This is a genomic window from Filimonas zeae, assembly GCF_014641615.1.
Classification (GTDB): domain Bacteria; phylum Bacteroidota; class Bacteroidia; order Chitinophagales; family Chitinophagaceae; genus Filimonas; species Filimonas zeae.
Genome location: NZ_BMIB01000002.1, coordinates 1,016,723 through 1,043,362, shown reverse-complemented (window position 1 = coordinate 1,043,362; position 26,640 = coordinate 1,016,723). Strand labels below are relative to the sequence as shown.

Here is a 26,640-nt window from a genome sequence, read left to right as displayed (position 1 = left end):
GACTAAAAGCTGTTTATATGGAAAGTATAAAGTTTACAGCGGAAACAGAGGTGCGATGCAGTCGTGAGCGGGTATTTGATTATACCCAGAATTACGCACAAAGACTGCGATGGGATACCTTTTTGAAAAAGGCCGTTCTGGTAGAGGGTGCTACCGTTGCTGACAAAGGCGTAAAAGCATACTGTGTTGCTAAAAACGGACTGGGAATGGTAACGGAATATGTTTCTTTTAACAGGCCAGTTGCAACAGCAATTAAAATGACCCAAGGCCCGTTTATGTTCAGAACATTTTTAGGCTCCTGGACTTTTAAGGAGGTGCAGCCGGATGTAACAAGAGTTATTTTTCTGTATTCCTTTCAGTTGCGTTTTCCATTCAGTCTGGCTGCCGGAATTATTCAAAAAAAATTACAGAACAACGTAAAACAACGACTTGCAGATCTTAAAGCACATATGGAAAGGTAAGCTACTGCACATCACCTTAATCAACCATATATGAAACTATGAAACCAGTAGTACTGTTATCCTTACTCTGAATTTTTCAGCTTCTTGTGCCTGAGCGAGTATTTATAAAAGTTCTCCACCTTGGTGCGTGCCCAGGGTGTTTTACGCAGAAATTTAAGACTGGATTGAACGGAAGGGTTGCTGATAAAGCAGTTGATACGGATATAGTTACCCAATTCTTCCCAGCCGTAGCTCGCTGCCAGCCGGGTTACAATCATTTCCAGTGTTACGCCGTGTAAGGGGTCTTTAGATACATGCTCCGTACTCATGTGCTGCAATTTGTACAAAGGTACTCTTTTAGTACACAGCTGTATTGTTCATTAAGGGGGAGCAGTAGATTTTTAGTTATCTCGCTGCGGGGTTGAAATCCTATACAGGAAGGTACGCTACAAGGGCTTGTATAGTCCAGCCGGAGCGTGTGGTACAACAAGCGCACCCCTGTGTGTGTACGCTACAAGGGCCTGTACAGTCCACCCGGAGTGCGCGGTACAACAAGCGCACCCTTGTGTGTGTACGCTACAAGGGTCTGTACAGTCCACCCGGAGCGCGTGGTACAACAAGCGCACCCCTGTGTGTGTACGCTACAAGGGGCTGTACAGTCCACCCGGAGTGTGCGGTACAACAAGCGCACCCTTGTGTGTGTACGCTACAAGGGGCTGTATAGTCCACCCGGAGTGCGCGGTACAACAAGCGCACCCTTGTGTGTGTACGCTACAAGGGGTTGTATAGTCCACCCGGAGTGCGCGGTACAACAAGCGCACCCTTGTGTGTGTACGCTACAAGGGTCTGTATAGTCCACCCGGAGTGCGCGGTACAACAAGCGCACCCCTGTGTGTGTACGCTACAAGGGGTTGTATTGTCCACCCGGAATGCGCGGTACAACAAGCGCAATCCTATGTAAGTGCTACGGTTAACAGGGGCAGGCTTGCCGGAATGCGTAGCATAACGGACGCATTTTTACTAATTTACGCCGGAAAGTACACGCTATGTTTCCGGAAGTGCGCTCACAGATGGCTGTACAAAGATAGCTGTTAAATGTAAAACAGGATAGATGTTGCGGAAGTGTGCTTCATGCAGTGGTTAGAAAGACTAACTATTATTGAAGTGCTGCCGCTGAGTAATGCTTTACACTACTAAAACAACAAAAATATTTGCGCAGGTGAACATTGCAGATTACAGGTATATGGGCTTTTTACTCGCCTATAAAGAAAACAAGTGTTTAAAAGGGCAGGCTTCCGCTGCGGAGGTAGCGGCGGCTGAAGCCGCCTGGGGTATAACACTGCCGCTGGCCCTTAAAGAACAGATGATGCTTACCGCACTCCGGATTATACTGCCTGGCGTGCGCCGGAGTAGTAATGAGGGGGGCGGTAAAAAGGTGGCGGATGAAAGCAGCAGCGATGGCAAAACACCGCTGTTGATTCAATGGCTTACTTCAGACTATGTGGATGTGCCTGTGAAGTTTTCCGCTCCTGCACAAAAGCAGACAGCGTTTTAATAAAAAAGTCAGTTTCAGAAAGGGTATTGTAATAGTGAACAGAGGCGCGTACAACACTGTTTAACTGATGTTTGTTCATGTGCAGTAGGGTGGAGCGGGCTAACCCAACGGATACATTAATGTGATGTAGTGCCAGGTATTCTTTTACCTCTTTGCTATCGCAATGGTTAACGGTAAAAGTAATAATGCCGCATTGTATGTTACCGCCGTCCTGCAAAGTAACCTGCTCTATTAATTGCAATTGGTTGCGCAGGTGGGTAGCCAGGTATTGAATACGGTTCCAGATACGATCCATGCCAATATGTAAGGCATATTCCACTGCTTTGGCTAAGCCCAGTGTAGTTGCGCGGTTTTTCTCGTAAAACTCAAACCGTTTGCCGTTAGGAAGTAGTTGGTAAGATTGTTCGTTAATAGTGCTGACAGCATGACCATCCAGAAACAGGGGCGTAATTTTGTGCTGCGATTTTTTGCTAACGTAGAGAAAACCTGTTCCGCGCGGTGCACGCAGGTATTTACGGCCGGTAACAGACAAAAAATCGCATTGAATCTGCGCTACGTCAACCGGTAGCTGTCCGATGCTCTGGCAGGCATCTAACAGGTATAGGATATGGTGTTCTGCTGCTATTGCGCCGATTGCTTCCACTGGTAATACGCCGCCAGTGGCAGAAGCTATGTGTGTAACCGCAATAAGCCTGGTTTTATCAGTAATGGCCTCTTTCAATTTAGTTATTGAAAAATTACCCTGTTCATCATTAGGAATAACAGTAAGGGTAATGCCATAGTGTTGCTTGCCATACAGGTAGCCAATCATGTTGGTTACATATTCAAACTCCGAAATCAACACTTCATCGCCCGGTTGCAGGCCAATACCATGAAAAGCAATACACCATCCGTTGCTGGCATTTTCAACCAGCGTTATTTCTTCCGGCTGCGCATTAATAAGCCGGGCAATAACGTTGTAGGTATTATTCAGCTGTTGTTCATATTGTGCTTCTGCTTCATACCCACCCAGCAAGGCTTCCTGCTGCAGGTAGGCTGTTATGGTATTCACTACAGGCGTGGGGGCCAGTGAGCAGCCTGCATTGTTAAAGTGAATTACGTGTGCCGTTCCCGGTGTTTCGTTTCTCAATGCTTCAATGTCTTCCTCCGTTAGTAATGGCGTTATCATGTTGAATGATGATTTATTGCAAAGGAAGAATAAAAATACAGGCAAAAACAGATACAGATTGGCTGTTTTTGTGCATAACAGATGTTAGGCACAGGTAGGGTTAAATGTCAGCAACGAGCTTATCCAGACTGGCATCATCTTCCATATCTATATCCAGTTTCTTTTTCAGCCGGCTGCGGGTTTTACGTACAGATGGCTGATTAATGCCCAGCATAGCGGCCATTTCCTGCAGCGACAGCTGCAACCGGCTCAGCACCACAAAGCGTACTTCTGCCGGCGTAAGGTCGGGCAGTTTTTTCTTTACTCTATGCAGATAGCCTGTATGTACTTTATCAAACAGAGCGCAGAAATACTCCCAATCTTCTTCTGTAAGTATAGTGCTTTGCTTCAGCTGCTCCACCGTATCATGGGCATCCGTTTCAGACTGCTCCCGTAGCAGGCTGATGATTTCGTTTTTCTCCGCAATGTTCCGGGCAAACATCTTCAGCTCTTTTTCTGCCCGCTTTATATCCTCCTCCTGCCGTTGTTGTTTCTTTGTCTGCTCCCTGAATACCCATAGAGATACCAGAAGCAGCAAAAACACAAACCCTATCAGCCCGTTGCGCTGCAGAATATTGATATGCCTCCTGTTTTGTACAGCCGCTATTTCTGCATCATACTGTGCTTTATGCGCCCGCTGTTCGGCCCGCAGCATCAGCAGCGCGTTCGTTTGCCGGGTTACGCTATCTGTAACAAACAATGCTGAATCCAGATACACCGCCGCCAGCCCTGGCTGGTTTTCTGCCGTGTATAGCTTGCACAGCAGCGGGTATAAATCTTTCAAACGCCTGTACTGCCCACTCCGGTACACATACCCCCTGGCCTCCATTATCTGCTGCCGGGCCTTTGCAAAGTCCTTTCTTATCAGGCTTATATTGGCCAGCACCATCAGCGAGCCCGATGCCAGTCCCCAATCGGCAATAGCCCGCGCCTCCTTTACATCGTACAGTAATAACGGCTCTGCCTTATCATACGCTTTGCGTAAAAAATAATTATGCCCCAGATTGCCGCTGCTGATACCCTTCCATACAGGAATATTCAGTTTATCTGCCAGGTTATACGTTTCCCGGAAGTAATAATCAGAAGAATCCGGCATGTTCATTTGCTGGTAGCAAATACCCATGGTGTTGAGTATGCCCAGTCTGGTGGGATAGGCCTCCAGGCGGATAGATGGCTCTGCGGCCAGCGCCTCTTTATTAAAAAAGAGGCATTCTCTGTAATCGCGAAACACGTAGTAGTTATGCGCAGTTTGCGTAAGGCAGGCCTGCTTGTATGGAAAATCAGCAGGAGAAATATTTTTGATCAGCTGGTAAACGCGGTGCTTGTGTACAAAAGCAGCTTCATAATTATGCAGTACATCAAAATTGAAAAACGATTTCAGATTTTCTGCCAGTATCTCTGCCCATAGCCTTTTTTGCTCCACCGCCTGCTGCTGCAGGCTATCCAGCTTTGCGGCAAGTAGTTCATGGCCCAGATTCGGCCGGTAGAAAAAGTAATGCACATACATCATGTGCGCTTCCATCAGCAGGTCGTCATCTTTATGCGCTATGGCCAGCTGCCTTACACTGTCTATTTTATTAAATATGCTGATGGAATCGGCAGTCCATAAAAAATTGTGATAAAAAGGCTGCATCAGCAGCAATCTTTCCGCATGACTTTTAAACAGTAACGATTGTGGCTGTTGCGCATAGCCTGCATACAGGCCCAGTGCAAGAAGAAAGGATATCAGATACTTCAACGGCTAAGAGATTGGCCTGCAATATACTATGATTACAACTGACTGTAAAATGAGGCAACAGACGCCCCAGCGGGTAGCACCCGATAATTACAGGTAACAACAACAAATCCTGATCATTACTACCGGTGCTACACTTTTCACTGAGGGTTTCCCCATCTTAAAGGCGGTTATAAATATGCTCAATTATGAATGCGTTGTCCAAAATACAGCCATATACACAACATGACAGTAACGCCCAGCAGTACCAGTAAAAGGTAAACGAGCCTGATGTTATTGTTTGAAGTGGGCATGCCGCAAAAATATCAGGGAGGCGTTTATTATTCCCCAAAAGCCCGGGACAAGTGCGGGACAAAACAGCAGAATGCAGTGAGAGCAGGCTTTTGCTTATTTGTCTCACGGTTGTCCCGCCCGTTTTGCAATAACCCGCTACGCAAAAACTAGCTTCGCAGCAGCATAAACCAATCCAATAGCTTTATATGACAAAATGGCGACTTCAACTCTAGTTCCCCCTATTTTCTGTCACCGGCCTGCATAGACAGGCTGGTGTACAGCCCTGCTTGCACATTATTCCTTAAGACTGCGCTTTGCTGCTTTTCAGCTTTAGCCCGTAAAAAATTACTCATGAATAAGATCTTGTATGCACTGCTGTGCACCTGCTTTTGTGTGCCGGTTACCAGGGTGTTAGCCCAGGACCCGCATTTTTCGCAGTATTTCTCTTCTCCTATGACCATGAACCCTGCCTTTGCCGGACGTATGGTGGATGACTGGCGCGGCGGTATTAACATGCGCAGCCAGTGGTGGGGCCAGGCCATTAAGCCTTATTATACGGTAACGGCCGCTGTGGAAAAGAAAATTGCCATGGGGGCGGATAATCCCAGCTACTGGGGGCTGGGCGGTATGGTGGTGAGCGATCAGTCTAACGGAGGCATTCTGAAAAATAACTACTTCTCTCTAACGGCTGCTTATCATATTGCACTGGATGGCAGGGGCAGGCATATGCTGGGTGCCGGCCTTATGGGTACTTATGCCAACCGGATATTGGATGCCAATAAATTTCTGTTTCAATCGCAACTGGGTTCTATGGGCTTTCAGCGGAGTACCCCTGCCAATGATGGCATTGCCATACAAAAGAACAACTACTTTGATATAAGTGCCGGCTTATACTATAGCTATACCGGTGAAAAAAGCGGTTTTGCAGCAGGTGGCGCTTTATTCCATGCTGCCAGGCCTAAGGAAGGTACTCATGAAAATACTACCTACAATATGCCACGCAAATACAGCGCTAATGCCAGCTACTGGTTTAAAACAGGTGTGGCTAACGAAATGCACCTGAGTGGGTTTGCTGAATTTCAGGGAGGCAATAGTATTTACACATTAGGTGGTGTATACAAGATAGGGATAGCAGATGAATTGTTACGCAGTGTAAATGTGGGGGTGTTTAAACGCTTTGGCGATGCCTGGTACCCTTATATGGCACTGGAAGCCCAAAGCTGGCTGGCTGGTTTTACCTACGATTTTGTACGGTCTGATGTAGGCAAATATGCCTCTGTACAAAGCATGGAACTGTCTTTTGTATGGAAGATGGGTAGTAAAAACACAGGCCGGCAGGCTGGCACGGGCATAGTGGCTTACTAGCTGCTGCTTATTTGCCTTGAACATAGATAGCATATTAAATCCCCAATCAGAATCCTTTTGCAATGAAACAATATATTTATATAAGCCTGTTGTGTGTGCTTACCTTTTTAAGCGCCGGCATACAGGCGCAGGATGCCAATGGTATTTTGTATGTAAAAAAAGGCGGCAGCGGCACCGGTGCCAGCTGGGCCAGCCCATTGGGAGAACTGGCAGATGCATTAAAAGCCGCCACACAAATGAATGCAGCTACAGCAGGCACGGTAAAACAAATATGGGTAGCTGCCGGTACTTATCTGCCCATGTACCCTGCCGATGCAGTAACTACAGGTGCAGCTACCACTACCAATAGAAACAATGCTTTTGTGGTGGTAAATAACGTAAAAATATATGGCGGATTTGCCGGAACAGAAACTGCGCTTACCAGCCGTGATTCTTCACGCACTACCAACCAAACTATATTAAGCGGTAACCTGGGCGGTACCGGGGTAAATTCAGACAATGCTTACCGTGTGGTAGTTGCCACTGGTGCGTTAGGTACCGCTGAAATAAACAGTTGTATTATCAGGGAAGGAAATGGGGGTGCTTTCAACATTATAAATGTAAATGGGATTGATATCGTCTCCTCCTCCGGAGGAGGGATAGTCTGTAAAGGCTCCTCAGGTTTATTGACTTCCTTCGTAATTGCCAATGTATCTATTACTGATAACCGCTCAAATACAGGCGGGGGGATGTATGGCCAATACGCTGCGCCTGTATTACGTAACGTAATCATCAGTGAAAACGAGGCTTTTCAGGATGGAGGGGGAGTGTATTACACGGATGCTGCGCCCGTATTAAATAAGGTAATCATCAGTGGCAATATAGCTAACAGCAGAGGTGGCGGAGTATATACCAGTTATAGTTCCCCCTCTTTTACCAATGTATTAGTTAGTGGCAATAAAGCCAATAATAGTCATGGTGGAGGAATGTATACGCTTGCTCCATCTATTTCTCCTGTTTTAACAAACGTAACCATTGCCGGCAACTCAGCTGGCGGCGATGGTGGCGGAGCATATGCGTTGGGTGCCATTCCTGCCATATACAATAGTATTGTTTATGGCAATAATGGGTCTCCCAATGCAGGTGTATCTCCGGCATTAATTCCATCCGCTACCTGCCAATATAACTTATTGCAGGGTGTAAGTGCCAGCACAGGTTATCATGTGCTGGATGGCAATACTGTTGATCCGTTGTTTAGAGGTGCTTCTACGGCAACGCCTCCATTTACAGGTGGTAATTATCGTTTGCAAAGTAACAGCCCGGCTAAAGATGCCGGAAACGATGCGCTATATACGGCTACCTCAGGTTACTCCACTACAGATGTGGCAGGCCAGCCCCGGTTTAATGGAGCTATTGACCTGGGGGCTTACGAAGCCCAGCCTTTAACAGCCCAAACTATCACAGTGCTGGCAGATACTACGGTTACTTACGGCAATGTATTTACCAGAGCATTCAGCGCCAGTTCAGGGTTAGGGGTTGCCGTTTCTTCTGCTGATAACAATATAGCGGAAGTTTATCAGGATGCAACAGATGGCAATGCCTGGAAAATCAAGGCTAAAAAAGCAGGTACGGTAAACATTACGTTAAGCCAGGCAGGTAATGACAGCTACGCTGCTGCCTCTGATGTAGTATTTGCGCTTACCATTAGTAAAGCTGCTTTAACCGTTACCGCTAAAGATAGTACCATGAACTACAGCGGTGTTGCTTTTGCCGGTGGTAATGGCGTTACCTACAGTGGCTGGGTAAACGGTGATGATTCTACGGCTGCTTTAACAGGTGCGCTTACCTACAGCGGCACCTCGCAATCAGCTACTGGTGCAGGTATATATACCACTATTCCAGGCGGTTTAACCTCCGGCAACTATACAATTACTTATGTAAGCGGAAAGCTGAATATCATTCTCACAGCAGGAGCCAATGGTATCCTGTACGTTAAAAAAGGCAGTACGGGAAATGGAAGCAGCTGGACAAATGCGGTGGGAGAAGTTGCTGATGCCCTACGGGCCGCAGCTGTAATGAATGGCATAGCCGCTGGCTCTGTAAAGCAGATATGGGTGGCTAAGGGTACTTATTTGCCTGCTTACCCTGTTACTGCCGCCACCACGGGAGCAGCCAGCAATGGCAATAGCTTCAACTCTTTTGTGCTGGTAAAAGATACAAAGTTATATGGTGGTTTTGCCGGAAACGAAACGGATACTGTAGGTAGAGACTTTACTGTCAATACCACTATTTTAAGTGGAAATATTGGCGACATCGGATCCAGATCGGATAATGCTTTCCGTGTAGTAGTAGCGGCTGGCGACATGGGAGAAGCTGTAATCAGCGGCTTTACCATTTCTGATTCCTATAGTACTATATCCGATAATATTATTGTCAATGGCGTGAAAACTGATAATGGACTGGGAGGCGGCATTACAGTAAGAAGTGCATCACTTTTGATAGAAGATGTGACGCTTACTAATAATACTAATATTAACGGCGCAGCAGCAGCAGTGTATTCTGAAGCCGGAGCTGCAATGGCAAATGCGACATTCAGACGCGTAAACATTTTTAGAAATAGCAGCCTGACAGGTGGTGGGGGTTTGTATGCCACTTATGCAAATGTGCAGTTAGAAAATGTTACCGGCAGCTTTAATAATGCCAACGCCACCGGGGGAATGTTTGTGTTGGCTCAATCAGCCACTGTTCATTGCCGGCAGTCATCTTTTAATGACAATAAAACCCGTCATTTAGGAGGCGCTATCTATTGTAGTGGTAACGCTATGGCTCTATTCTATCAATGTGAGTTTTTGAGAGATACCTGTTCTTCAAGCGGGGGCGCCTTTCATATAGCCGGTAGCAGTAGTATACAATTTAAAAACTGCGCCATGGAAGCTTGCGTTTCCAGTGCTTATGGTGCTGTGGGACATATTAATAGTAGCGGCGCCGTAGTAAAAATCCTCAATTCGCGGGTAATTGGTAGTTACCAACCTGCCAACACGGGCGTCCTTCTCATAGACAATGGTACTTTAGATGTAGTTAATTCTACCATCAGCGGAAACAAAAGTATTGCTGTTAGCGGCGTAAGTGGCACTACTATTCATATTTTCAACAGTATTATTTATGGCAACGGTGGCGGTGTTTCTGCTTCTGGCAACTATAACGCAATGTATAGCACTATTCAGGGCGCAACTGCTGATGCTACTGAACATATTACTAACGCTGATCCATTGTTTGTAAACAGCAATAATTATAATACAGCCCCTTTTGCAGGGGGCGACTATCGCTTACAACCGACCAGTCCTGTTGTTAACGGCGGTTACGATAGCATTTACCATGCAAATGACACAGTTACTACTGATCTGGCAGGCAACAGCCGCCTGATGGGAACAGCTATTGACCAGGGGGCATATGAACTGCAATTGTTACCTCAGTCTATTACCGCACTCGCCGATACCACAGCAACATATGGCGATGTATTCTCCAGAATATTCATTGCCAGTTCAGGTTTAGCCGTTACAGTTGCTTCTGAAGACAATAGCATTGCAGAACCTTATCAGGATGCAACAGCTGGAAATGTCTGGAAAATAAAGACTAAGAAAGCAGGGGCGGTGAATATTACTGTAAGTCAGCCTGGTAATGCCAGCTACTCCGCTGCTGCCGATGTAGTGTTTGCACTTACTATTGATAAAGCCGCATTAACCGTTACGGCTAAAGACACCACTATTTCTTATACTGGTGTTGGTTTTGCAGGCGGCAATGGCCTTTCATATAGCGGATTTGTAAATAGTGAAGATTCCACTGCTGCCTTAACGGGTGCTGTTACTTATAGCGGCACTTCTCAGGGAGCTAAGAATGCAAACACTTATGTAATTACACCCGCTGGTCTTTCTGCTGCCAACTATGCGATTACTTATGCAGACGGCACTTTAACCATTGATAAGGCTGCCTTGACAGTTACCGCTAAAGACTCGTCTAAGGTGTACGATGGTTTAGCGTATAGTGGTGGTAATGGCCTTTCTTATAGCGGCTTTGTAAACAGCGAAGATTCTGCTGCTGCTTTAACGGGTACGGTAACTTATAGCGGCACATCGCAGGGTGCTAAGAATGTAGGCTCTTATGTGATTACGCCTGGTGGCCTGGCTGCTGCCAACTATGATATCGCTTATGCAGACGGTACTTTAACGATTGATAAGGCAGCACTGACGGTTACTGCCAAAGATTCCACTAAGGTGTACGATGGCTTAGCGCATAGCGGTGGCAACGGCCTTTCTTATAGCGGATTTGTAAATAGCGAGGATTCTACTGTTGCATTAACAGGCACAGTAACATATAGCGGCACATCTCAGGGTGCTAAGAATGTAGCCTCTTATGTTATTACGCCTGGAGGCTTGGCTGCTGCCAACTATGCTATCACTTATGCAGACGGAACGTTAACTATTGATAAGGCAGCACTGACGGTTACTGCCAAAGATTCCACTAAAACCTATGATGGTTTAACTTATAGCGGTGGTAATGGCCTTTCTTATAGCGGATTTGTAAATAGCGAAGATTCCGCTGCTACCTTAACGGGTACGGTAACTTATAGCGGCACATCTCAGGGTGCTAAGAATGTAGACTCTTATGTTATTACGCCTGGAGGCCTGTCTGCTGCAAACTATGATATCACGTATGCAGACGGCACTTTAACCATTGATAAGGCAGCGCTGACGGTTACTGCCAAAGATTCCACTAAAACCTATGACGGTTTAGCTTATAGCGGTGGCAACGGCCTTTCCTATAGTGGATTTGTAAATAGCGAAGATTCCACTGTTGCCTTAACTGGTACGGTAACTTATAATGGTACTTCCCAGGGTGCTAAAAATGTAAATACTTATGTGATTACGCCGGGTGGGCTGGCTGCTGCAAACTATGATATCAGTTATGCAGATGGAACGTTAGCCATTGATAAGGCTGCACTGACAGTTACAGCTAAAGATTCCACTAAAACCTACGATGGTTTAGCTTATAGCGGTGGTAATGGCCTTTTATATAGTGGATTTGTAAACAGCGAAGATTCCACTGTTGCCTTAACTGGTACGGTAACTTATAATGGTACTTCCCAGGGTGCTAAAAATGTAAATACCTATGTGATTACGCCGGGTGGACTGGCTGCTGCAAACTATGATATCAGTTATGCAGATGGAACGTTAGCCATTGATAAGGCTGCACTGACAGTTACAGCTAAAGATTCCACTAAAACCTACGATGGATTGGCCTATAGTGGAGGCAATGGTCTTTCTTATAGCGGCTTTGTAAATAGCGAAGATTCCACAGCTGCCTTAACCGGTGTGGTAACTTACGTCGGAACCTCTCAGGGCGCTAAGAATGTAAACAACTACGTAATTACTCCTGGCGGACTGTCTGCTGCAAACTACACGATTACTTATGCGGATGGCACTTTAACCATTGATAAGGCAGCGCTGACGGTTACCGCCAAAGATTCCACTAAAACCTATGATGGTTTAACATACAGTGGTGGTAATGGCCTTTCTTATAGCGGCTTTGTAAACAGCGAAGATTCTACTGCCGCTTTAACTGGCACAGCAACTTATAGCGGCACTTCCCAGGGTGCTAAGAATGTAAACAACTACGTAATTACTCCTGGCGGCCTGTCTGCTTCAAACTATGCGATCACTTATGCAGATGGAACGTTAACTATTGATAAGGCTGCATTAACAATTACTGCCAAAGACTCCGCTAAAACCTATGACGGTTTAGCGTACAGAGGCGGTAACGGCCTTTCTTATAGCGGATTTGTAAATAGTGAAGACTCTGCCGCTGCCTTAACCGGTGTGGTAACTTATACCGGAACATCTCAGGGTGCTAAGAATGTAAACAACTACGTAATTATTCCTGGCGGCCTGTCTGCTTTAAACTATGCGATCACTTATGCAGACGGAACGTTAACTATTGATAAGGCAGCGCTTACAGTTACTGCCAAAGATTCCACTAAAACCTATGATGGTTTACCTTATAGCGGTGGCAACGGCCTTTCTTATAGCGGCTTTGTAAACAGCGAAGATTCTACTGCTGCTTTAACTGGCACGGCAACTTATAGCGGCACTTCCCAGGGTGCTAAGAATGTAAACAACTACGTAATTACTCCTGGCGGCCTGTCTGCTTCAAACTATGCGATCACTTACGCAGATGGAACGTTAACTATTGATAAGGCTGCATTAATAATTACTGCCAAAGACTCCGCTAAAACCTATGACGGTTTAGCGTACAGCGGCGGTAACGGCCTTTCTTATAGCGGATTTGTAAATAGTGAAGACTCTGCCGCTGCCTTAACCGGTGTGCTAACTTATACCGGAACATCTCAGGGTGCTAAGAATGTAAACACATATGTAATTACCCCGGGTGGTATAACGGCTGACAACTATGCTATCACCTATATAAACGGCGCGCTTACCATTAATAAGGCGTTGGTAACGATAGCGGCGGTTGATACGGCACGTTGTTATGGAATAACCAACCCTGTTTTCCGTATTACTTACAGCGGACTGGCGGGCAACGAAACCGAATCGGTATTTACCAGCGCAGCACAGGCCAGTTCTACAGCAAATACGCAGTCTGCTGCAGGTACTTATCCTGTTACAGTGGCAGGTGCAGCTGCTGGTAACTATAGCTTTGCCTATACCAATGGTGCACTTACGGTAAATGCTTTGCCGGTAAGTACTATCCATGCTGCAGAAGGAGCGGTATTGTGTGGTGCTAATGGTACCCGTGTACTTTCTGTAGCGGGCAACTACAGCTTCCGATGGTTGTTTGACAATACGGCAGTGCAGGGAAATACTACTGATACCATACTGGTATCGGCAACTGGAACTTATACTGCTATTGCTACAGATAACAACGGTTGTGTGGCTCCTGCTACCAACAGTGTGGCGGTAACCAGGTTATTGCCTGCGCAACCTGCCTTCAGCTATGACTCTTATTGTGCGGGTACGGCTGTACGGTTCAATAATGAAACCAATGCAACTAACAGCGGTGCGGTAAGTTATTACTGGAACAGTGGTAATGGTCAGAATAGCAGTGATGTGGCTCCCCGGTTTACTTATAGTGAAGCCGGCAACTATACAGCAGCGCTAACGGTAACTCCTGATGTATGTCCTTCACTGGCTGTAACGGTAACAAAGGTTATTCCGGTAGAAGTGCCGGTAGCGGGCGTGCAGTTGGCTACAGTGGGTACTACAGCTGGCCTGCCTACGGCTTTGGCTTCCAGGCAGCTGGCGAATGCTTCTTGCAGCTGGTCACCGGCCACTGGCTTATCCAATACGGGTATTTACAATCCGGTAGCAACATTGAATGCTAACCAGACATATCATATTCGTATGAATTTTCCATCTGGTTGTATTACGGTAGATACTTTGTTGGTAACAGTGTTAAATATCAGTACCGTGTTGGTGCCCAATGTGTTTACGCCAAACGGGGATGGCCAGAATGATGTGTTGTATGCAAACCTGCGCGGAGTAAAGCAACTGAATTATTTCCGTGTGTTTAACCGTTGGGGCAAAAAACTGTTTGAAACTGCTGATGTAAGTAAAGGATGGGATGGCCGTGTAAACGGAGAGTTGCAACAGTTAGCCACCTATATATGGACAGCAGAAGCGATTGATGAAAATGGAAGAACTATTCACAGACAGGGTTCTTTTACCTTACTTAGATAGGGTGTAACCAATAAAAGAGTAGAGATTCGAAAAAAGGTTGGGCATCATGTCCAGCCTTTTTTATTTTATTCGTGAGGTCGATCTGTTTCGGATAAGTGCTATATCTGTAATTTCATGTTGCGCGCCTTTTCCAGCCTCGATCACCTTCCCGGTGTCAGGAAAGTGATCGAGGCCGGAAAGCAACTTGTTGCAGACCAAAAACAAAAAAGCCGCTGAATTTCAGCGACTTTCTGTTAAAGCTTGCGGACCGGACGGGACGTCCGACCCACTTAAAAGGTTTCACTAGGTTTATTTAGTTTAATTGTAAGTCGTTGTTTTTAAAGATCTTGTCACATTATCTACCTTTCCGAATTCGTACCTTTATTAGAGTTGATAGGTTTTTTATAGACTATAAATAGACCATGCTATGCGTCAACCTATCAAGTTAATTGTCAAAAAAGGAAAGCTTCGTGATGACGGCACCCGCCTTATCTCCATCCAGTATTGTCACACTGCCACAAAAAGAGTAGTAATTGGAACCGGTTACAGTATTCCGCCAGCGTACTGGAACAAAAAAACTGGCCGTATTTCTCCTAACCTCCCGCCTGAATTTGGGCAGGTAGAGGTTTTGGAAGAACAACTTACCATCAAATTGCGCAAGGCCGAAGATATGGTAAAAGTTGCCAAGAAGAAACAAACCTGCCCAATTAACTTCCTGAAAATCAACTTTCCATTATCTGATAAGTGGGAAATTCAGCTTATGAAAGAGAAAAAGCAGAATTTAGACGTGTACCATAATATTGACGACTACATAGAAGAAAAACGTTCAGAGGTGAAGGCTGTAACCATAAGCGTTATCAATAACATGAAAGCGCACCTAAAAAGCTATGAAGAGTTTACCGCTATCCCTATAACCTTCGATAGCTTTGACTTTTACTTTTACACTGGTTTTGTAAAGTTCCTAACCTATGAGTATTGCCTTCAACGGAAGAAAGAAATCGTAAAAGGACTACGTTTAAACACCATAGGCAAAACAATAAAGTGGTTAAAAGCCTTCTTACGGAACAGAATAGCCAGAAAAATTATACCCTATACTGACCTATCCTACTTTAAGGTTTTTGAAGAAGAGGTTGACGCAATCTACCTAAACTGGCGAGAGATTTCTACCATGTATAAACTTGATTTATCCGAGACACCTATGATGGAAAAGGTTAGGGATGCCTTTATTCTAGGCTGCTTAACGGGCTTTCGTTTCAGTGATTATTCTACTGTAAAGCCGGACGAGGTTAGAGATGGTATGTTGTTTATTACGCAAACTAAAACCACTGATCGCGTAGTGGTTCCATTGAGACCAGCAACTAAAGCCATTTTGGAAAAATACAATATGGAAATGCCATTAATAAACAATGTAGACTTTAATTTCCAAATCAAAGAGGTTGCCCGGCTTGCTGGCTTTAACGAAAACATCAAGTTCACATACAAGCGCGGCAACAAAATGATAGAGGAAGTAAGGCCCAAATATGCTTGGGTAATGTCACACACTTGTCGCCGTTCGTTCTGTACAAATGAATTTTTAGACGGGACTCCAATCACTTTGATTATGGCTATATCTGGCCATAAAACAGAGAAAGCATTTCGCAGGTATATAAAAGCCAACAGCCTTGAGAAGGCTCAGATGATAAAACGCCTTTGGGAGAATAAACCAGGATTGGTTGCATAGTTCCTGAGCTGTCTGCAAAAATGCATGAGAAGTATTGCTTACTCATTGTCATTCACATCAGTCAACTAAAATACTCTTAAAGTGATTGAATTACAGCCACTTTATTATTGGGGTCTATTATCTTTATTGAATGGGGCTGGTCATCCCATAGCTACCCTTTACCTATGCAATCAACACTTTATACAATATCCTTACAATCCGGCTTTAAAAGAAAGGCTATCATTACTAACTCATTACCAACTAGTTGCGTCTATAAATTCCCTTATGGCTCCCCGGTTTTCATTACAATCCCTGGCACTACAGATATCTCCATTCAACAATACCACCAAAGTAATATCTGTTTTGAAGCACATTCGATTTCGACTAAAAAAGACACCCATATAATTATACAGGTAAAAGAGTCATTTGTCCTTTTTTTCTGTCATATTACTACCCGGGCTATTTATTTTTTTAATAATGATAAAGGGTTTTATGTTATCAAAGGCCGGCATTGTTTACCCTTACTGATGAAACCGGGTAGGTGTAAATTCATTTTTAAACCGGGGAATTACGACTATCTTTTATTTTCTATTCCAAAAGAACTGTTTGCAAAAAAAATTAGTACTGCTGGCTTTACCTATTTACAAAAAAAAGGGGATCGCTTCCTCTCGGGTGTCGATCTTTTGCCAGTTCTTCCAATAAGTGCTGCTACTAAAAAACTGATAAAACAACTACAGCAGGCAGATAAAACAAATGAGCATATTGAAACGAACCTGATGAACGTATTCTTACAACTACTTGCTAAATATGATACACAATCTTCTAACGCAGAAAAAAACGCCACTATAGCCACAGAAGAACTTGCTGATAAAGCTAAAGAATATATACTGGCAATGATTAAAAATGGGAATAGTAAGAGTATTCCTGAAATTGCAGAACTACTTGGTACTACCCCCAGTAGAATGGCAAGAGCTTTTAAACATAAATTCCATCTTACTTTAAAAGAGCTTATAAAAGAAGAACGTATGATAACAGCCAGGAACCTTTTATCAATAAAAGGAACATCTCCTGCTATGGTGTCTGCCTATTTAGGTTACAGCCGTATATCTTCCCTGATAAGAGAATATAAAAAACGATGGGGTACATGGCCTCAATGAAATGGGTGCAATATTTTGAACATATAAATATTTTAATTACAATCAGTTACGATATTTTGTCAACTAATGTGCAAATATTTTATTGATAAATGTGAATAAAATATGTAGAACTTTAAGTAAATGATCGATTCTGCCTAAGGCTAAACCTACTTGTATCCAGCATTGATTTATTCTATAAACCAATCTTCACCAACGCGATAGAATAAGCTATCCGCTCTAAAAACACTATTATGAAAAACTCAATGCCATTTATGCCTGGGGAAGAGGGTAAACCTATAAAAAAAACGCCCCTCAATTTAGTCGCATTCCTTCCTCAGTGGCCTAATGCGCAAAACGAATGTCTTGAATACAGCTTTGGTTTTATTACAACGCATAAAGTTACAGATGCAGCAGGATCGTGCTATACCTGTTATATTAGTAATACTCGAAAGCGAATAGTACTTACCCAAAATGTTCAGGCAGGAGGTATGTTTCTGTTAGTTCAAAAAAACAACATCCAGGACATTACTTTTTATGAAGAATCAGGAAGAACTTTAGAAGAGGTAAGCTGTACAATTACGTATTTCCCTTCAGGAGAAAACCTATTCAATGTGGCTGCCGGAACCGCTGCCCTACTATTGGTAGATATAGATAGCATCATGTACCAGTTTATGCCAGATTCAATTTTGCAACATCTGCAACTACATATACAACAATATCCTGCTGTTTTATATGAATTACCGGTTGTTACAAACAATGCCTGGTTACACGGATTGATAAACCTGCTATTGAATACAGGGAAAGACAGCCATTATATTCCTGAATTACACAACACGTTAAAAAAAGTTATTGCTATATACATGAATGAAATTGACGATAACATTCCTCTTCCACTAAAAGAAAAATTACAGTTAAGTATACTGTCAGGCCGTGTACAAGGCAAATCTTACTTACTGTATCAATCGAGGAAAGAGAGCTTATATAATGACATTATAGCTTACCTGGTAAAACATCTGAAAACGAACTATAACAAAAAGAACATCGCCATTAAAAGCGGATTAAGCGAGAAAAACTTTAGCAGAATATTCCAGGAAGGATATGGAAAAACATTTAAAGAAGGATACCTGGAACTGCGGCTCACAGAAGTATTCAGACAGGTTATACAAAATAATAAATTAGCAGAAATTGCTCATAAGTCAGGATACACAAGCGCCTCTAACCTAAGTGTATCCTTTAAAAAAATGTATGGAAACCCACCTTCCTTATATCAATGGCCCTATAGAATTAACACCTTTATTGCCAATGAGTATGAATAAAAAACGTTGCATAATCAATAGTGTAACATCAGGCAGGCAATAGACACCCCAGCGTTCAACAATACTTCAACTATTGTATCAGGCAATAAACTCACGTAGGTTTACATTATAGAAACGATGCAAACAAAAGTAAAGCCTGATCTATGAAATAACACATCCCTGTCAACTACACATGAGAAAGCCTTGTTCTGTTAATACAAAGTTATAGCTGCTGCTGCACCAACATAGGAGGCAGCAGCGCTTTAACCGAAATTTGAAAGCCATGTATACACATTTATTGATTGTGATCATCAACATCATGCTTATAATCCTATGGGTTTACGCAGCAGTTATAAAATTAACAGATGTTAAAAAATTCAGAGAATCACTTATTACGCAGGTGATACCACGGTGGATGGCTAAAACACTGGTATGGGCATTGCCGCTATCTGAATTACTAAGTGCAGGGTTGCTATTATTTGCCGGCACAAGGCTCTGGGGCATGTATCTGTCCGCATTGATGATGCTTGTTTTTACAGTATATGTAGGATGTGCAGCCTACCTGGTCTTCACAAGCTATCCGTGTCCTTGCGGCGGATTGTTTACACGCATTGGATGGAAAAAGCATTTTAAAGTGAATATATTTTTTACACTACTTTCTTTACTGGGTATTCTGTTAATTAAGTTTGGTTAAAACAGTCACTAAAGGGTGTTCCGAAAACCTGAAAAAGAGTAGGCTAACCATAAAATATGATATCATGGGCTGGTACATTTTAAATTGCAAGAGAGACCCTCTCAATCCGCATGCCTATACTTTGCTGGGCGACTGTCCCCCCTGTTGCTCAGGCACACAGCAGATATGCGCCATCTATACGGGTGGAGGGTCGTGCCCTGAAATTTCCAATGCGCTTCTCGAAGAAATGATATGGGCACTTCAAAACCACTGCAATAGTCCTAATGTAATACTTAAAAATAATTAATACATAAATGTATTTGTTGTACAACAAGTAGGCGGCATACAGGAAATATGCACGCTTCCGATCTAAGGATGCATTGCCATTCAAAAGATCACTGTTAAAAGGGAAACGCCGAAAACCCTGAAAAGAGTAGGCATACATATAAAGTTTTTAGGCAGCTTTTTGAATTATAAAAGTTACCATTTACTATGGCTTGGTATTCTTTGCCTCATGGTGCAAATCCACTGGTGCCTTCTCAGTACGTTTCGGTTGGCGATACACCTCCCACCTGTAACGGAAACCTTCAGGTATGTGCTGTTTTTGCTGATGGAGGAACAACTCCTGTTTTATCTCAACCACTAAAAGATGAGATCATTACAGCGCTGAACAATCACTCCAGTACTGCAAATGTTAAGCTAAGAACTCCATAATTGCGAACAGGGGCCTCGCCATGTTTAAGAGGCCCCTGCCTTTTATGGATAAAAAAGGGATATGCCGAAAACCCTTAACAGAGTAGGCGTTATCTAAAGTTTTTAGGCAGCTTTTTGATTTATAAAAGCTACCATTTACTATGGCCTGGTATTCATTGCCTCATGGCGGAAATCCGCAGATAGCTTCTCAGTATACTTTCATTGGCGATGTACAGCCAACCTGTAACGGAAACGTTCAGGTATGTGCTATCTTTGCCGAAGGAGGAACGACTCCCACATTATCTCAGCCACTGAAAGACGAGATAATTTCAGCGCTGAACAATCACGCCAGCACCGCAAACGTGAAACTGAGAACTCCATAATTAAAAAAAAACCACCTCATTCCATTGAGGTGGTTTTATTGTTATTGCAAATTTTAATGCTCTGTTATTACCAATACTTCTATCTCCCTGTTAGCCTCTATTAAATCAAAGCCGTTCGCCTGCAATTGTTGCCGGAGGCTTTGAAGATCGGTGTAATTACCCAGGTAAACATCCCCCTCATAATGAGATTCATCTAATGCAGGCGGAAATTTTCGGGAAAGATCCAGTGCAAAGAAGGGCAATGTACTTACGTTCACCTTCACAGCATTCGGAATAACTGTACTATCCGGTTTGGCGCCACCAGGTCCTTGCACCAGCACAAGACACTTTTGCATTCTTTTTTCCAATCTCCCCTTTATTCCCAGCCGCACATCAAGGTCGTTGATCACCCGGCGAAATCTTTCTTTATCAGGTAATATTTCCGCTGTTACCATCTCATAACAAAACCTGTTCTCCATATCCCATACATCCGCATACCCTTTTGCAGCATCAAACAAATAGCGGTTTTTATTTTTTACTTCCAGTTGAATACGGCCCGGATGAGCCAATAAAAAAAGAGGTGGTTCAATAAAATGAGCCCATAATGCTACATAGGCATCTACAATGGAAAAATTATAAAAGTAAGTACGGTGTATGGCCGAATCATAAACAACACCATTTTCAGCAACTAATCCTTTTCTAAAGCCTGCCATACCTGAGTAATCAAAGAAGCGGCTGTTGCTGTTGAAATTGGCCGAATCTGCTATAGTAAACAATGGCCTGGACGCATCAAAATTCATAGCATCACTTTTAACAGGCCACCGAACAGGTTGATTATTCAATACGGTTTCAATATTTTCTGCGGTAACATATTCTTTACCGGTAATGGCAATAACCCGCCCCTTATATATCCAGGCAATATGTGAGATGAACTTATGCCTGAAATATTTCGATAATACTGTATCTCCGGTTATCCACGTTAGTTGCAGCTGTTTCCTGCGGGCAATACTTTCCGGCTTAGTCAGCCATTGTTTTATGAGAGCCGGCTTTTGCCAGGTTACAGGATAAATAGCCACCCTGTTTCCCCATTGTTGTTGTTGTGCATTCATTTTAGGCAGCGCTTCAATACAGCTGCTACAGTAGGTATCCATAAAATCCAGTATCAGCAACTTGTCTTTAAAATCACTTGTGCGAATTTGTTGTGTAGTTCCATTCACTATATTTTTCAATACCAGGTTGGGTAATATGTCGCCAGGAACCAGGTTCCGGATTCCTGCATTTTCTGCCGGTGAATGTCTCACTGCCTCTACTTGCTGGGCGTTGGCATAACTAAAGAAAAGTAATACAACAAATACCAATATATTATTCATCTTCATCTTTAACTATTTTAAATATTATCGTTCATTTTGCGCTATACCACTGGTGCCTATCACTTCCTGCGGAATAAGCAGCGTATATCTGACATCATTGGGTGGTAATGGCGTATAAGGCATTGTATTTCTTGAACGGGTTAGCGTTTTCGCAAACCGGCTATCTTTATTCAGCCGCCTGAGATCTGTCCAGCGGCTGGTTCGGAATATTAATTCCTTCCGGCGTTCTGTAAGTATTTTACGCAATGCATCATCGGCATCCGATGCTGTATAAGGTACGAATGAAGCATTCCATCTTTTTATCAATAACGTATTTAAATCGTCCATGGCCGCCTGAACAATACCTGCCCGGGCATAACATTCTGCCCTCACCAGATAAACTTCGTCTATAGCAAGGCCAATAAACAATTGATTGGTGTTGGTACCATCGTAGCCACCCCTGTAAAATGCCTCAGCCCCCACATTGTTTTTAAAAAACAATTGCTTCCGCAGGTCACCTGAAGCGTAAGAACGATACAGCATTGTATCAATATGGGCTATACCGGGGTTTAATGCATAAGTAGAATTAGTAACAGCTGTAAAAACAACTTCATCATTGAAGCGGGTAAAAGCGGGTGTAGTACCAATAGTATCCAGCATTGCATAATCCAGTAATGCATGATAATGCTTTAAACAGGAATCGGCATACATACCTGCTTTTACATATTCCTCCATGGCAAGAAAGGTACGGGCCAGCATAGCAAAAGCTGCTGCTTTGTTCGGACGCGATTTTACCACAGCCGTCTCAGGCAACAAGGTGGCGGCCTGTTCCAGGTCGCTTACCATAGAGCTATATGTTTGCTGTACCGTTCCTCTGACAGAAGGTATACTGGCATCAGCGCTTTCACGCACCGGTATTCCGGGTGCAACATCTGCCGTGCTCTTATCATAAGGCGGGGCATAAAGCTGGGCTATCTGGTACAATGCAAAGGCCCTGAAAAACAGAGCAGATCCTTTTACATTATTATAGACGCCGGCAGCATCTGGCTCCAAATTACTTACTACCTCTAAAGCTACATTGGCATTAAATACGGCTTTATAAGGATATTGCCAGGTTGCCACATTATGAAGCCCGTTAGCCACCCAGGTATAATTTCCCCTGTCCAGCACATCCAGGCCCGACAAGTCCCCATCTGTAATATAATAGTTGTCGGCTGCCGCTTCCCCCTCACCGGAATACCTCATATTCATGGTGAAATAGTCATTCAGTAAAATATCTGCATCGTTCAGCGTAGTGGGAATTACAAATTTCTGATCCGGCTTCTCACTCAGAAACTTCTTACAGGCACCCGCATGCAACAGCATAAACAGCAGGCATGCATTTCTAAGCAGTGTATAGGAATATTGTATAGTCATGATATGTCTTTTATTAACCTTTTAAAATCCGGCAGTAATACCTAATGTATATGATCTGGAAGGCGGAACAGCATTATTGCCCAATGCGCCATAAGCAGGATCAATGCCGTATTTATTTGCCCTCCATAAAATTCCCACGTTATCAACCGTAGCATATATTCTTAACGATCTAAAGCGGAATAGTTTTTTATCCATATTATATTCCACTACAATATCCTGCAGGCGAATATGGTCGCCTTTTACTACATTCACCGAATTGTAGGCATAGAACAGATCCCTGTTGCTATCTAACGGATAAATAAAAGCAGGTACATTGGTTAGCTTTTCATCTCCCGGTTTCTGCCATCTCTGGCTGAATTCCTTATTGCCATAACGGGCGCCGGAAAAAGGACTAAACGTTTTAGAGTAATCCATAGCCGGACGAATAAACTTAAAGCCCAGCTGGTACTGCAGGTTAGCAGAAACAGAAAATGCTTTCCAGGTAAAAGTGTTGCGCACAGCGCCATAACAAACAGGCGTAGCAGAGCCATGATAGTCCAGGTCGTTAATGCTGCCATAGTTTAAAGAATAATAGTCCGTGCTCGGCTCTCCATTCACATATCCCCTGGGCGCACCGGTTGCAGGATCAAGGCCTGCCCATTTATAGGCATACAAGCCATAAGCATCCTTGCCTTCCATAGCATTCAACTGGCTTCCCGTTAATGCACCAAAGGTGAGGTAGCTGGTGGCATCAGTGGCAGGCAACAGGTATTTGGATACCTTATTACGGTTATAGCTAAACAATACGTTTGTTACCCACTGAAAATGATGCTGACGAATATTAATGGTATTAAGCGTAATATCCGTACCATAGCCGTGTAAATTAGCACTGTTCTGGTCAAGCGTATTAAATCCGGTAGTGGGGTCTAAAGGCGTAGGGGCAATCAAATTCGTAGAACGTTTGTCGTAATATTCTACACTACCCGATACCCGGTTATTCTTAAAGCCAAAATCCACACCTATATTTAACATACCAACACGCTCCCATCTTAATCCATTATTAGGTGGTTTACTAATGGTTCCATATAACTGTTGCGTAATAGCATTAGGGCTGCCCTGATACGAAATAATGGTAAAAGCAGCATTAGAGTTATTCACATTGCCCTGGTAACCAAAGCTGCCACGCAGCTTTAAATAAGGCAAAATACCCACTTTGTAAAAAGGCTCATTAGAAATATTCCAGGCAAGCCCTGATGACCATTGCGGCTGCCATCTTTTGCGTATTTCCACTCCAAACAAATTAGCAGCATCGTTTCTGATGCTTAAAGAAAGTACGTAGCGCCTGTTATAAGTAAGCGCTCCATTTCCGAACACGGATACAAAACGATTGTTAACGCCTCCTAACGTACCGGTGTTAACCGTGGTTTGATAGCCATCCATACCATTCAGCACGGCATGTGGCGTTACGTAATCAACATTACCTTGTGTAAGTGTGTTAGGGTTATACCCCCACACATTATAGCTTTGCAGGTCTGATGCAGCTTCTTTTATTTCCCCCCCTGCTATGGCATTTAATTCCAGCTTCTCCCAGGTATTATTTATATTCAGTTGCGCCCTGGCCGTATTAGATCTTAAATTTACATTCAGGTTGGTAAGCATATCGCCAACAGGAATACCACGCACCACATTTGCGCCACGCCAGTCAGAATGATAATTAATAGTATTGCGTGTTTCATAGCTGTTCACCCCTCTGCTATCCACTTCTCTTCTCGGACTCCTTTCATGCTGGTAGTTAACAGAGGCACTTAATATGCGGTTTATCCTGTATGAAATACCCAGATTTAACAACACATCCTGCAGATTATTGGTAGTGGAGGTCTGGTGCATATCGTTCAGTAAAGAATAAGACCAATCCAGTAAACGGCCGTTGCCAGCCGTATCTCTGAACACAGGATCATATCCTACAATATCTGTAACAGCGGCATTTCCATTCTTATCTACCAGCCGCAAATAAGGATAGGATGTATAAGAAAGCTGGTACTCCGGGGAATTAGCCTGGTTGGCAGAAGGTTTGTGCGTAACCGTGTTTGTATACAGTATCTGCGCCTGAATTTCCAGATTCTTTATGGGCTTCATTACTGTATTCATTCGTAGCGAGTAACGTTCGTAATCACTTAATAAATTATCCCTGCTTTTATCATACCCTCCACTAATCAGATAATTTACCTGATTACTGCCTCCAGAAACACTCAGCGCATATTGTTGCCGTACCGACTTACGGTATACATATTTCAGGTAATCATCCCGCGAATCAATATTCCGGTAAGCGTTAATCTGCTGTGCAGCAGCGGCGGGTGTTAATACACCATCCCGCTGCTTTTTTAAAATTTGCACAACAGGTGTTTTTCCATAACGGTATGCATCTGCGCTGTTCAACTGATAATCGTAAGCGCCGTTATTAAACAACAGCATTTCTCCATCAATAAAATCTGATAAATTCATATTGGGCAGGTAGTAAAGATTAGGCTTGTTTCCTACGTTTACGTTTGCATTTACCGACACGCGCAGCGGTTGGTTAAAGGCTCCTTTTTTAGTAGTGATTACAATTACACCGTTACCGGCCCGGGCACCCCAGATAGAGCCCGCTGCTGCATCCTTTAACAAGGTGATACTTTCTATATCATTAGGGTTAATATTATTGACATTACCATCATACGGAAAATTATCCACTACCACCAGTGGCGCGAAAGGTGATGTACGCAAATCGGTACCGCCACTTCCCGGCGAAAGTGTGCTGTTACCCCTGATACTAAACAAACCACTGGCCAGTACATTATCGGTTTTAGGAAACCCTTTGTTAATAAGAATACTGGTAGCTATCCCATCTAACCTGTTAATAATATTCGTACCAGGATTACGATTAAAAAGCTTGCTGTCAATCACTTCAAAAGAACCTGTAATCCGCTCTTTGGGAATTCGCTGGTACCCGGTAGAAGCTACCGAAACATCCTCTATGCGATAAACAAAGCCTTTTAAAACAATAACCGGGTTTAAAGTTTCATTACTAATTTTATAAGTGGTGGAGGTATAACCCACATATGAAACAACTAGTATGTCTCCTTCAACAGCTGCTATGAAAAAAAAACCTTTTACATCTGTGGTAGCGGTGATACGCGGTTTACCCTTTACAGTAATGACGGCTCCTATCATAGGATTGCCGGATGAATCTGTAACCTGTCCGGTAACCGGTGGCGCAGGTGCCGCCTGTAACACTGTAGTGGATGATGCTGACACAGGCAAGGATTTACCTGTTGCTTTTTTAAAAAGGATGATGGTTTTATCAGCTATTTTATAATTTACCGGCTGATCTTTCAATATCAGGTTTATAAAATCAGCAAGTGCCATATCCGTAGCTGCTATAGTAACAGGGTGGGTCTTTTCTAACACCTCCCGCTTTCCCCAAACAACATAGCCTGTTTGATTTTCGATAACTGCAAACAGCGATTTTAAAGATTGATTCTTTCCCGAAAAGGTAACGGATTGGGAAAAGCCCACAGCCTGCACCTGAAATGCAGTTGTTAACAGTAATACAACAATGAGTTTCATTACCAGTAAAATTTTAATAAGGCTTTGTTGTTCACACCAGGCATAACAAAGCCTCCAAGCAGATTTTTGCATAAATTGCATGTGTTTGGTTGTTAAAATGTAATGTTCACACAACAGGTTGGAGCAACTAAACTTTCCCGGAGGTGTT

The 26,640-nt window shown here is 43.5% G+C and carries 16 protein-coding genes; 10 read left to right on the top strand and 6 right to left on the bottom strand.

Annotated features, from left to right (window positions below; translation table 11 throughout):
- Positions 1-17: 17 nt before the first annotated feature.
- Positions 18-461: an SRPBCC family protein gene (locus IEY13_RS10915; protein WP_188952005.1), complete on the top strand. Its 444-nt coding sequence runs from the start codon at positions 18-20 to the stop codon at positions 459-461.
- 62 nt (positions 462-523) lie between these two features.
- On the opposite strand, the gene IEY13_RS10910 is transcribed toward IEY13_RS10915, so the two are convergent.
- A complete protein-coding gene (locus IEY13_RS10910; protein WP_188952004.1) occupies positions 524-769 on the bottom strand; it encodes a VF530 family protein in 246 nt (81 codons plus the stop codon).
- A gap of 851 nt (positions 770-1,620) precedes the next feature.
- Here IEY13_RS10910 and IEY13_RS10905 point away from each other — a divergent pair.
- A complete protein-coding gene (locus IEY13_RS10905; RefSeq protein WP_188952003.1) occupies positions 1,621-1,995 on the top strand; it encodes a hypothetical protein in 375 nt (124 codons plus the stop codon).
- Here the strand turns inward: IEY13_RS10905 and IEY13_RS10900 are convergent.
- Together IEY13_RS10900 and IEY13_RS10895 are read right to left on the bottom strand one after the other, a co-directional pair.
- Positions 1,928-3,163 (bottom strand): aminotransferase class V-fold PLP-dependent enzyme, encoded by a 1,236-nt coding sequence (locus IEY13_RS10900; RefSeq protein ID WP_188952002.1) that lies wholly within the window; start codon positions 3,161-3,163, stop codon positions 1,928-1,930. The genes IEY13_RS10905 and IEY13_RS10900 overlap by 68 nt on opposite strands.
- A gap of 100 nt (positions 3,164-3,263) precedes the next feature.
- Entirely contained in the window at positions 3,264-4,940 is a 1,677-nt protein-coding gene (locus IEY13_RS10895) for a sigma-70 RNA polymerase sigma factor region 4 domain-containing protein (protein ID WP_188952001.1), read from the bottom strand.
- Between the two features lie 621 nt (positions 4,941-5,561).
- Here IEY13_RS10895 and IEY13_RS10890 point away from each other — a divergent pair.
- The 8 genes from IEY13_RS10890 to IEY13_RS10855 all read left to right on the top strand — a co-directional run bounded on the left by IEY13_RS10890 (position 5,562) and on the right by IEY13_RS10855 (position 20,163).
- Positions 5,562-6,575, top strand: a complete 1,014-nt coding sequence (locus tag IEY13_RS10890; protein WP_188952000.1) for a PorP/SprF family type IX secretion system membrane protein — start codon at positions 5,562-5,564, stop codon at positions 6,573-6,575.
- Between the two features lie 62 nt (positions 6,576-6,637).
- On the top strand, positions 6,638-14,305 hold the full coding sequence (locus tag IEY13_RS10885; RefSeq protein WP_188951999.1) for an MBG domain-containing protein: 7,668 nt from the start codon (positions 6,638-6,640) through the stop codon (positions 14,303-14,305).
- Between the two features lie 406 nt (positions 14,306-14,711).
- Positions 14,712-16,004 (top strand): site-specific integrase, encoded by a 1,293-nt coding sequence (locus tag IEY13_RS10880; RefSeq protein WP_188951998.1) that lies wholly within the window; start codon positions 14,712-14,714, stop codon positions 16,002-16,004.
- Positions 16,005-16,168: 164 nt separating this feature from the next.
- On the top strand, positions 16,169-17,140 hold the full coding sequence (locus IEY13_RS10875) for a helix-turn-helix domain-containing protein (protein ID WP_188951997.1): 972 nt from the start codon (positions 16,169-16,171) through the stop codon (positions 17,138-17,140).
- Positions 17,141-17,370: 230 nt separating this feature from the next.
- The gene (locus IEY13_RS10870; RefSeq protein ID WP_188951996.1) at positions 17,371-18,435 is read left to right on the top strand and encodes a helix-turn-helix domain-containing protein; all 1,065 of its coding nucleotides are present in this window, start codon (positions 17,371-17,373) and stop codon (positions 18,433-18,435) included.
- Positions 18,436-18,697: 262 nt separating this feature from the next.
- Positions 18,698-19,108, top strand: coding sequence for a MauE/DoxX family redox-associated membrane protein (locus IEY13_RS10865; RefSeq protein ID WP_188951995.1), 411 nt, complete (start codon positions 18,698-18,700; stop codon positions 19,106-19,108).
- A gap of 471 nt (positions 19,109-19,579) precedes the next feature.
- Positions 19,580-19,801, top strand: coding sequence for a hypothetical protein (locus IEY13_RS10860; RefSeq protein WP_188951994.1), 222 nt, complete (start codon positions 19,580-19,582; stop codon positions 19,799-19,801).
- Positions 19,802-19,941: 140 nt separating this feature from the next.
- On the top strand, positions 19,942-20,163 hold the full coding sequence (locus IEY13_RS10855; RefSeq protein ID WP_188951993.1) for a hypothetical protein: 222 nt from the start codon (positions 19,942-19,944) through the stop codon (positions 20,161-20,163).
- A 53-nt stretch (positions 20,164-20,216) separates the two neighbouring features.
- On the opposite strand, the gene IEY13_RS10850 is transcribed toward IEY13_RS10855, so the two are convergent.
- The 3 genes from IEY13_RS10850 to IEY13_RS10840 are packed head-to-tail and all read right to left on the bottom strand — an operon-like array spanning position 20,217 to position 26,564.
- Positions 20,217-21,518, bottom strand: coding sequence for a TlpA family protein disulfide reductase (locus tag IEY13_RS10850; protein ID WP_188951992.1), 1,302 nt, complete (start codon positions 21,516-21,518; stop codon positions 20,217-20,219).
- An 18-nt stretch (positions 21,519-21,536) separates the two neighbouring features.
- A complete protein-coding gene (locus tag IEY13_RS10845; protein ID WP_188951991.1) occupies positions 21,537-22,907 on the bottom strand; it encodes a RagB/SusD family nutrient uptake outer membrane protein in 1,371 nt (456 codons plus the stop codon).
- A 21-nt stretch (positions 22,908-22,928) separates the two neighbouring features.
- The gene (locus IEY13_RS10840) at positions 22,929-26,564 is read right to left on the bottom strand and encodes a SusC/RagA family TonB-linked outer membrane protein (protein ID WP_188951990.1); all 3,636 of its coding nucleotides are present in this window, start codon (positions 26,562-26,564) and stop codon (positions 22,929-22,931) included.
- Positions 26,565-26,640: the final 76 nt, after the last annotated feature.

Coding starts and splice junctions, on each gene's coding strand:
- IEY13_RS10885 (WP_188951999.1), top strand. CDS start 6,638: ATGAAACAATATATTTATATAAGCCTGTTGTGTGTGCTTACCTTTTTA.
- IEY13_RS10840 (WP_188951990.1), bottom strand. CDS start 26,564: ATGCAAAAATCTGCTTGGAGGCTTTGTTATGCCTGGTGTGAACAACAA.
- IEY13_RS10905 (WP_188952003.1), top strand. CDS start 1,621: ATGCTTTACACTACTAAAACAACAAAAATATTTGCGCAGGTGAACATT.
- IEY13_RS10855 (WP_188951993.1), top strand. CDS start 19,942: ATGGCCTGGTATTCATTGCCTCATGGCGGAAATCCGCAGATAGCTTCT.
- IEY13_RS10880 (WP_188951998.1), top strand. CDS start 14,712: ATGCGTCAACCTATCAAGTTAATTGTCAAAAAAGGAAAGCTTCGTGAT.
- IEY13_RS10900 (WP_188952002.1), bottom strand. CDS start 3,163: ATGATAACGCCATTACTAACGGAGGAAGACATTGAAGCATTGAGAAAC.
- IEY13_RS10890 (WP_188952000.1), top strand. CDS start 5,562: ATGAATAAGATCTTGTATGCACTGCTGTGCACCTGCTTTTGTGTGCCG.
- IEY13_RS10850 (WP_188951992.1), bottom strand. CDS start 21,518: ATGAAGATGAATAATATATTGGTATTTGTTGTATTACTTTTCTTTAGT.
- IEY13_RS10915 (WP_188952005.1), top strand. CDS start 18: ATGGAAAGTATAAAGTTTACAGCGGAAACAGAGGTGCGATGCAGTCGT.
- IEY13_RS10870 (WP_188951996.1), top strand. CDS start 17,371: ATGAAAAACTCAATGCCATTTATGCCTGGGGAAGAGGGTAAACCTATA.
- IEY13_RS10845 (WP_188951991.1), bottom strand. CDS start 22,907: ATGACTATACAATATTCCTATACACTGCTTAGAAATGCATGCCTGCTG.
- IEY13_RS10910 (WP_188952004.1), bottom strand. CDS start 769: ATGAGTACGGAGCATGTATCTAAAGACCCCTTACACGGCGTAACACTG.
- IEY13_RS10865 (WP_188951995.1), top strand. CDS start 18,698: ATGTATACACATTTATTGATTGTGATCATCAACATCATGCTTATAATC.
- IEY13_RS10875 (WP_188951997.1), top strand. CDS start 16,169: ATGCAATCAACACTTTATACAATATCCTTACAATCCGGCTTTAAAAGA.
- IEY13_RS10860 (WP_188951994.1), top strand. CDS start 19,580: ATGGCTTGGTATTCTTTGCCTCATGGTGCAAATCCACTGGTGCCTTCT.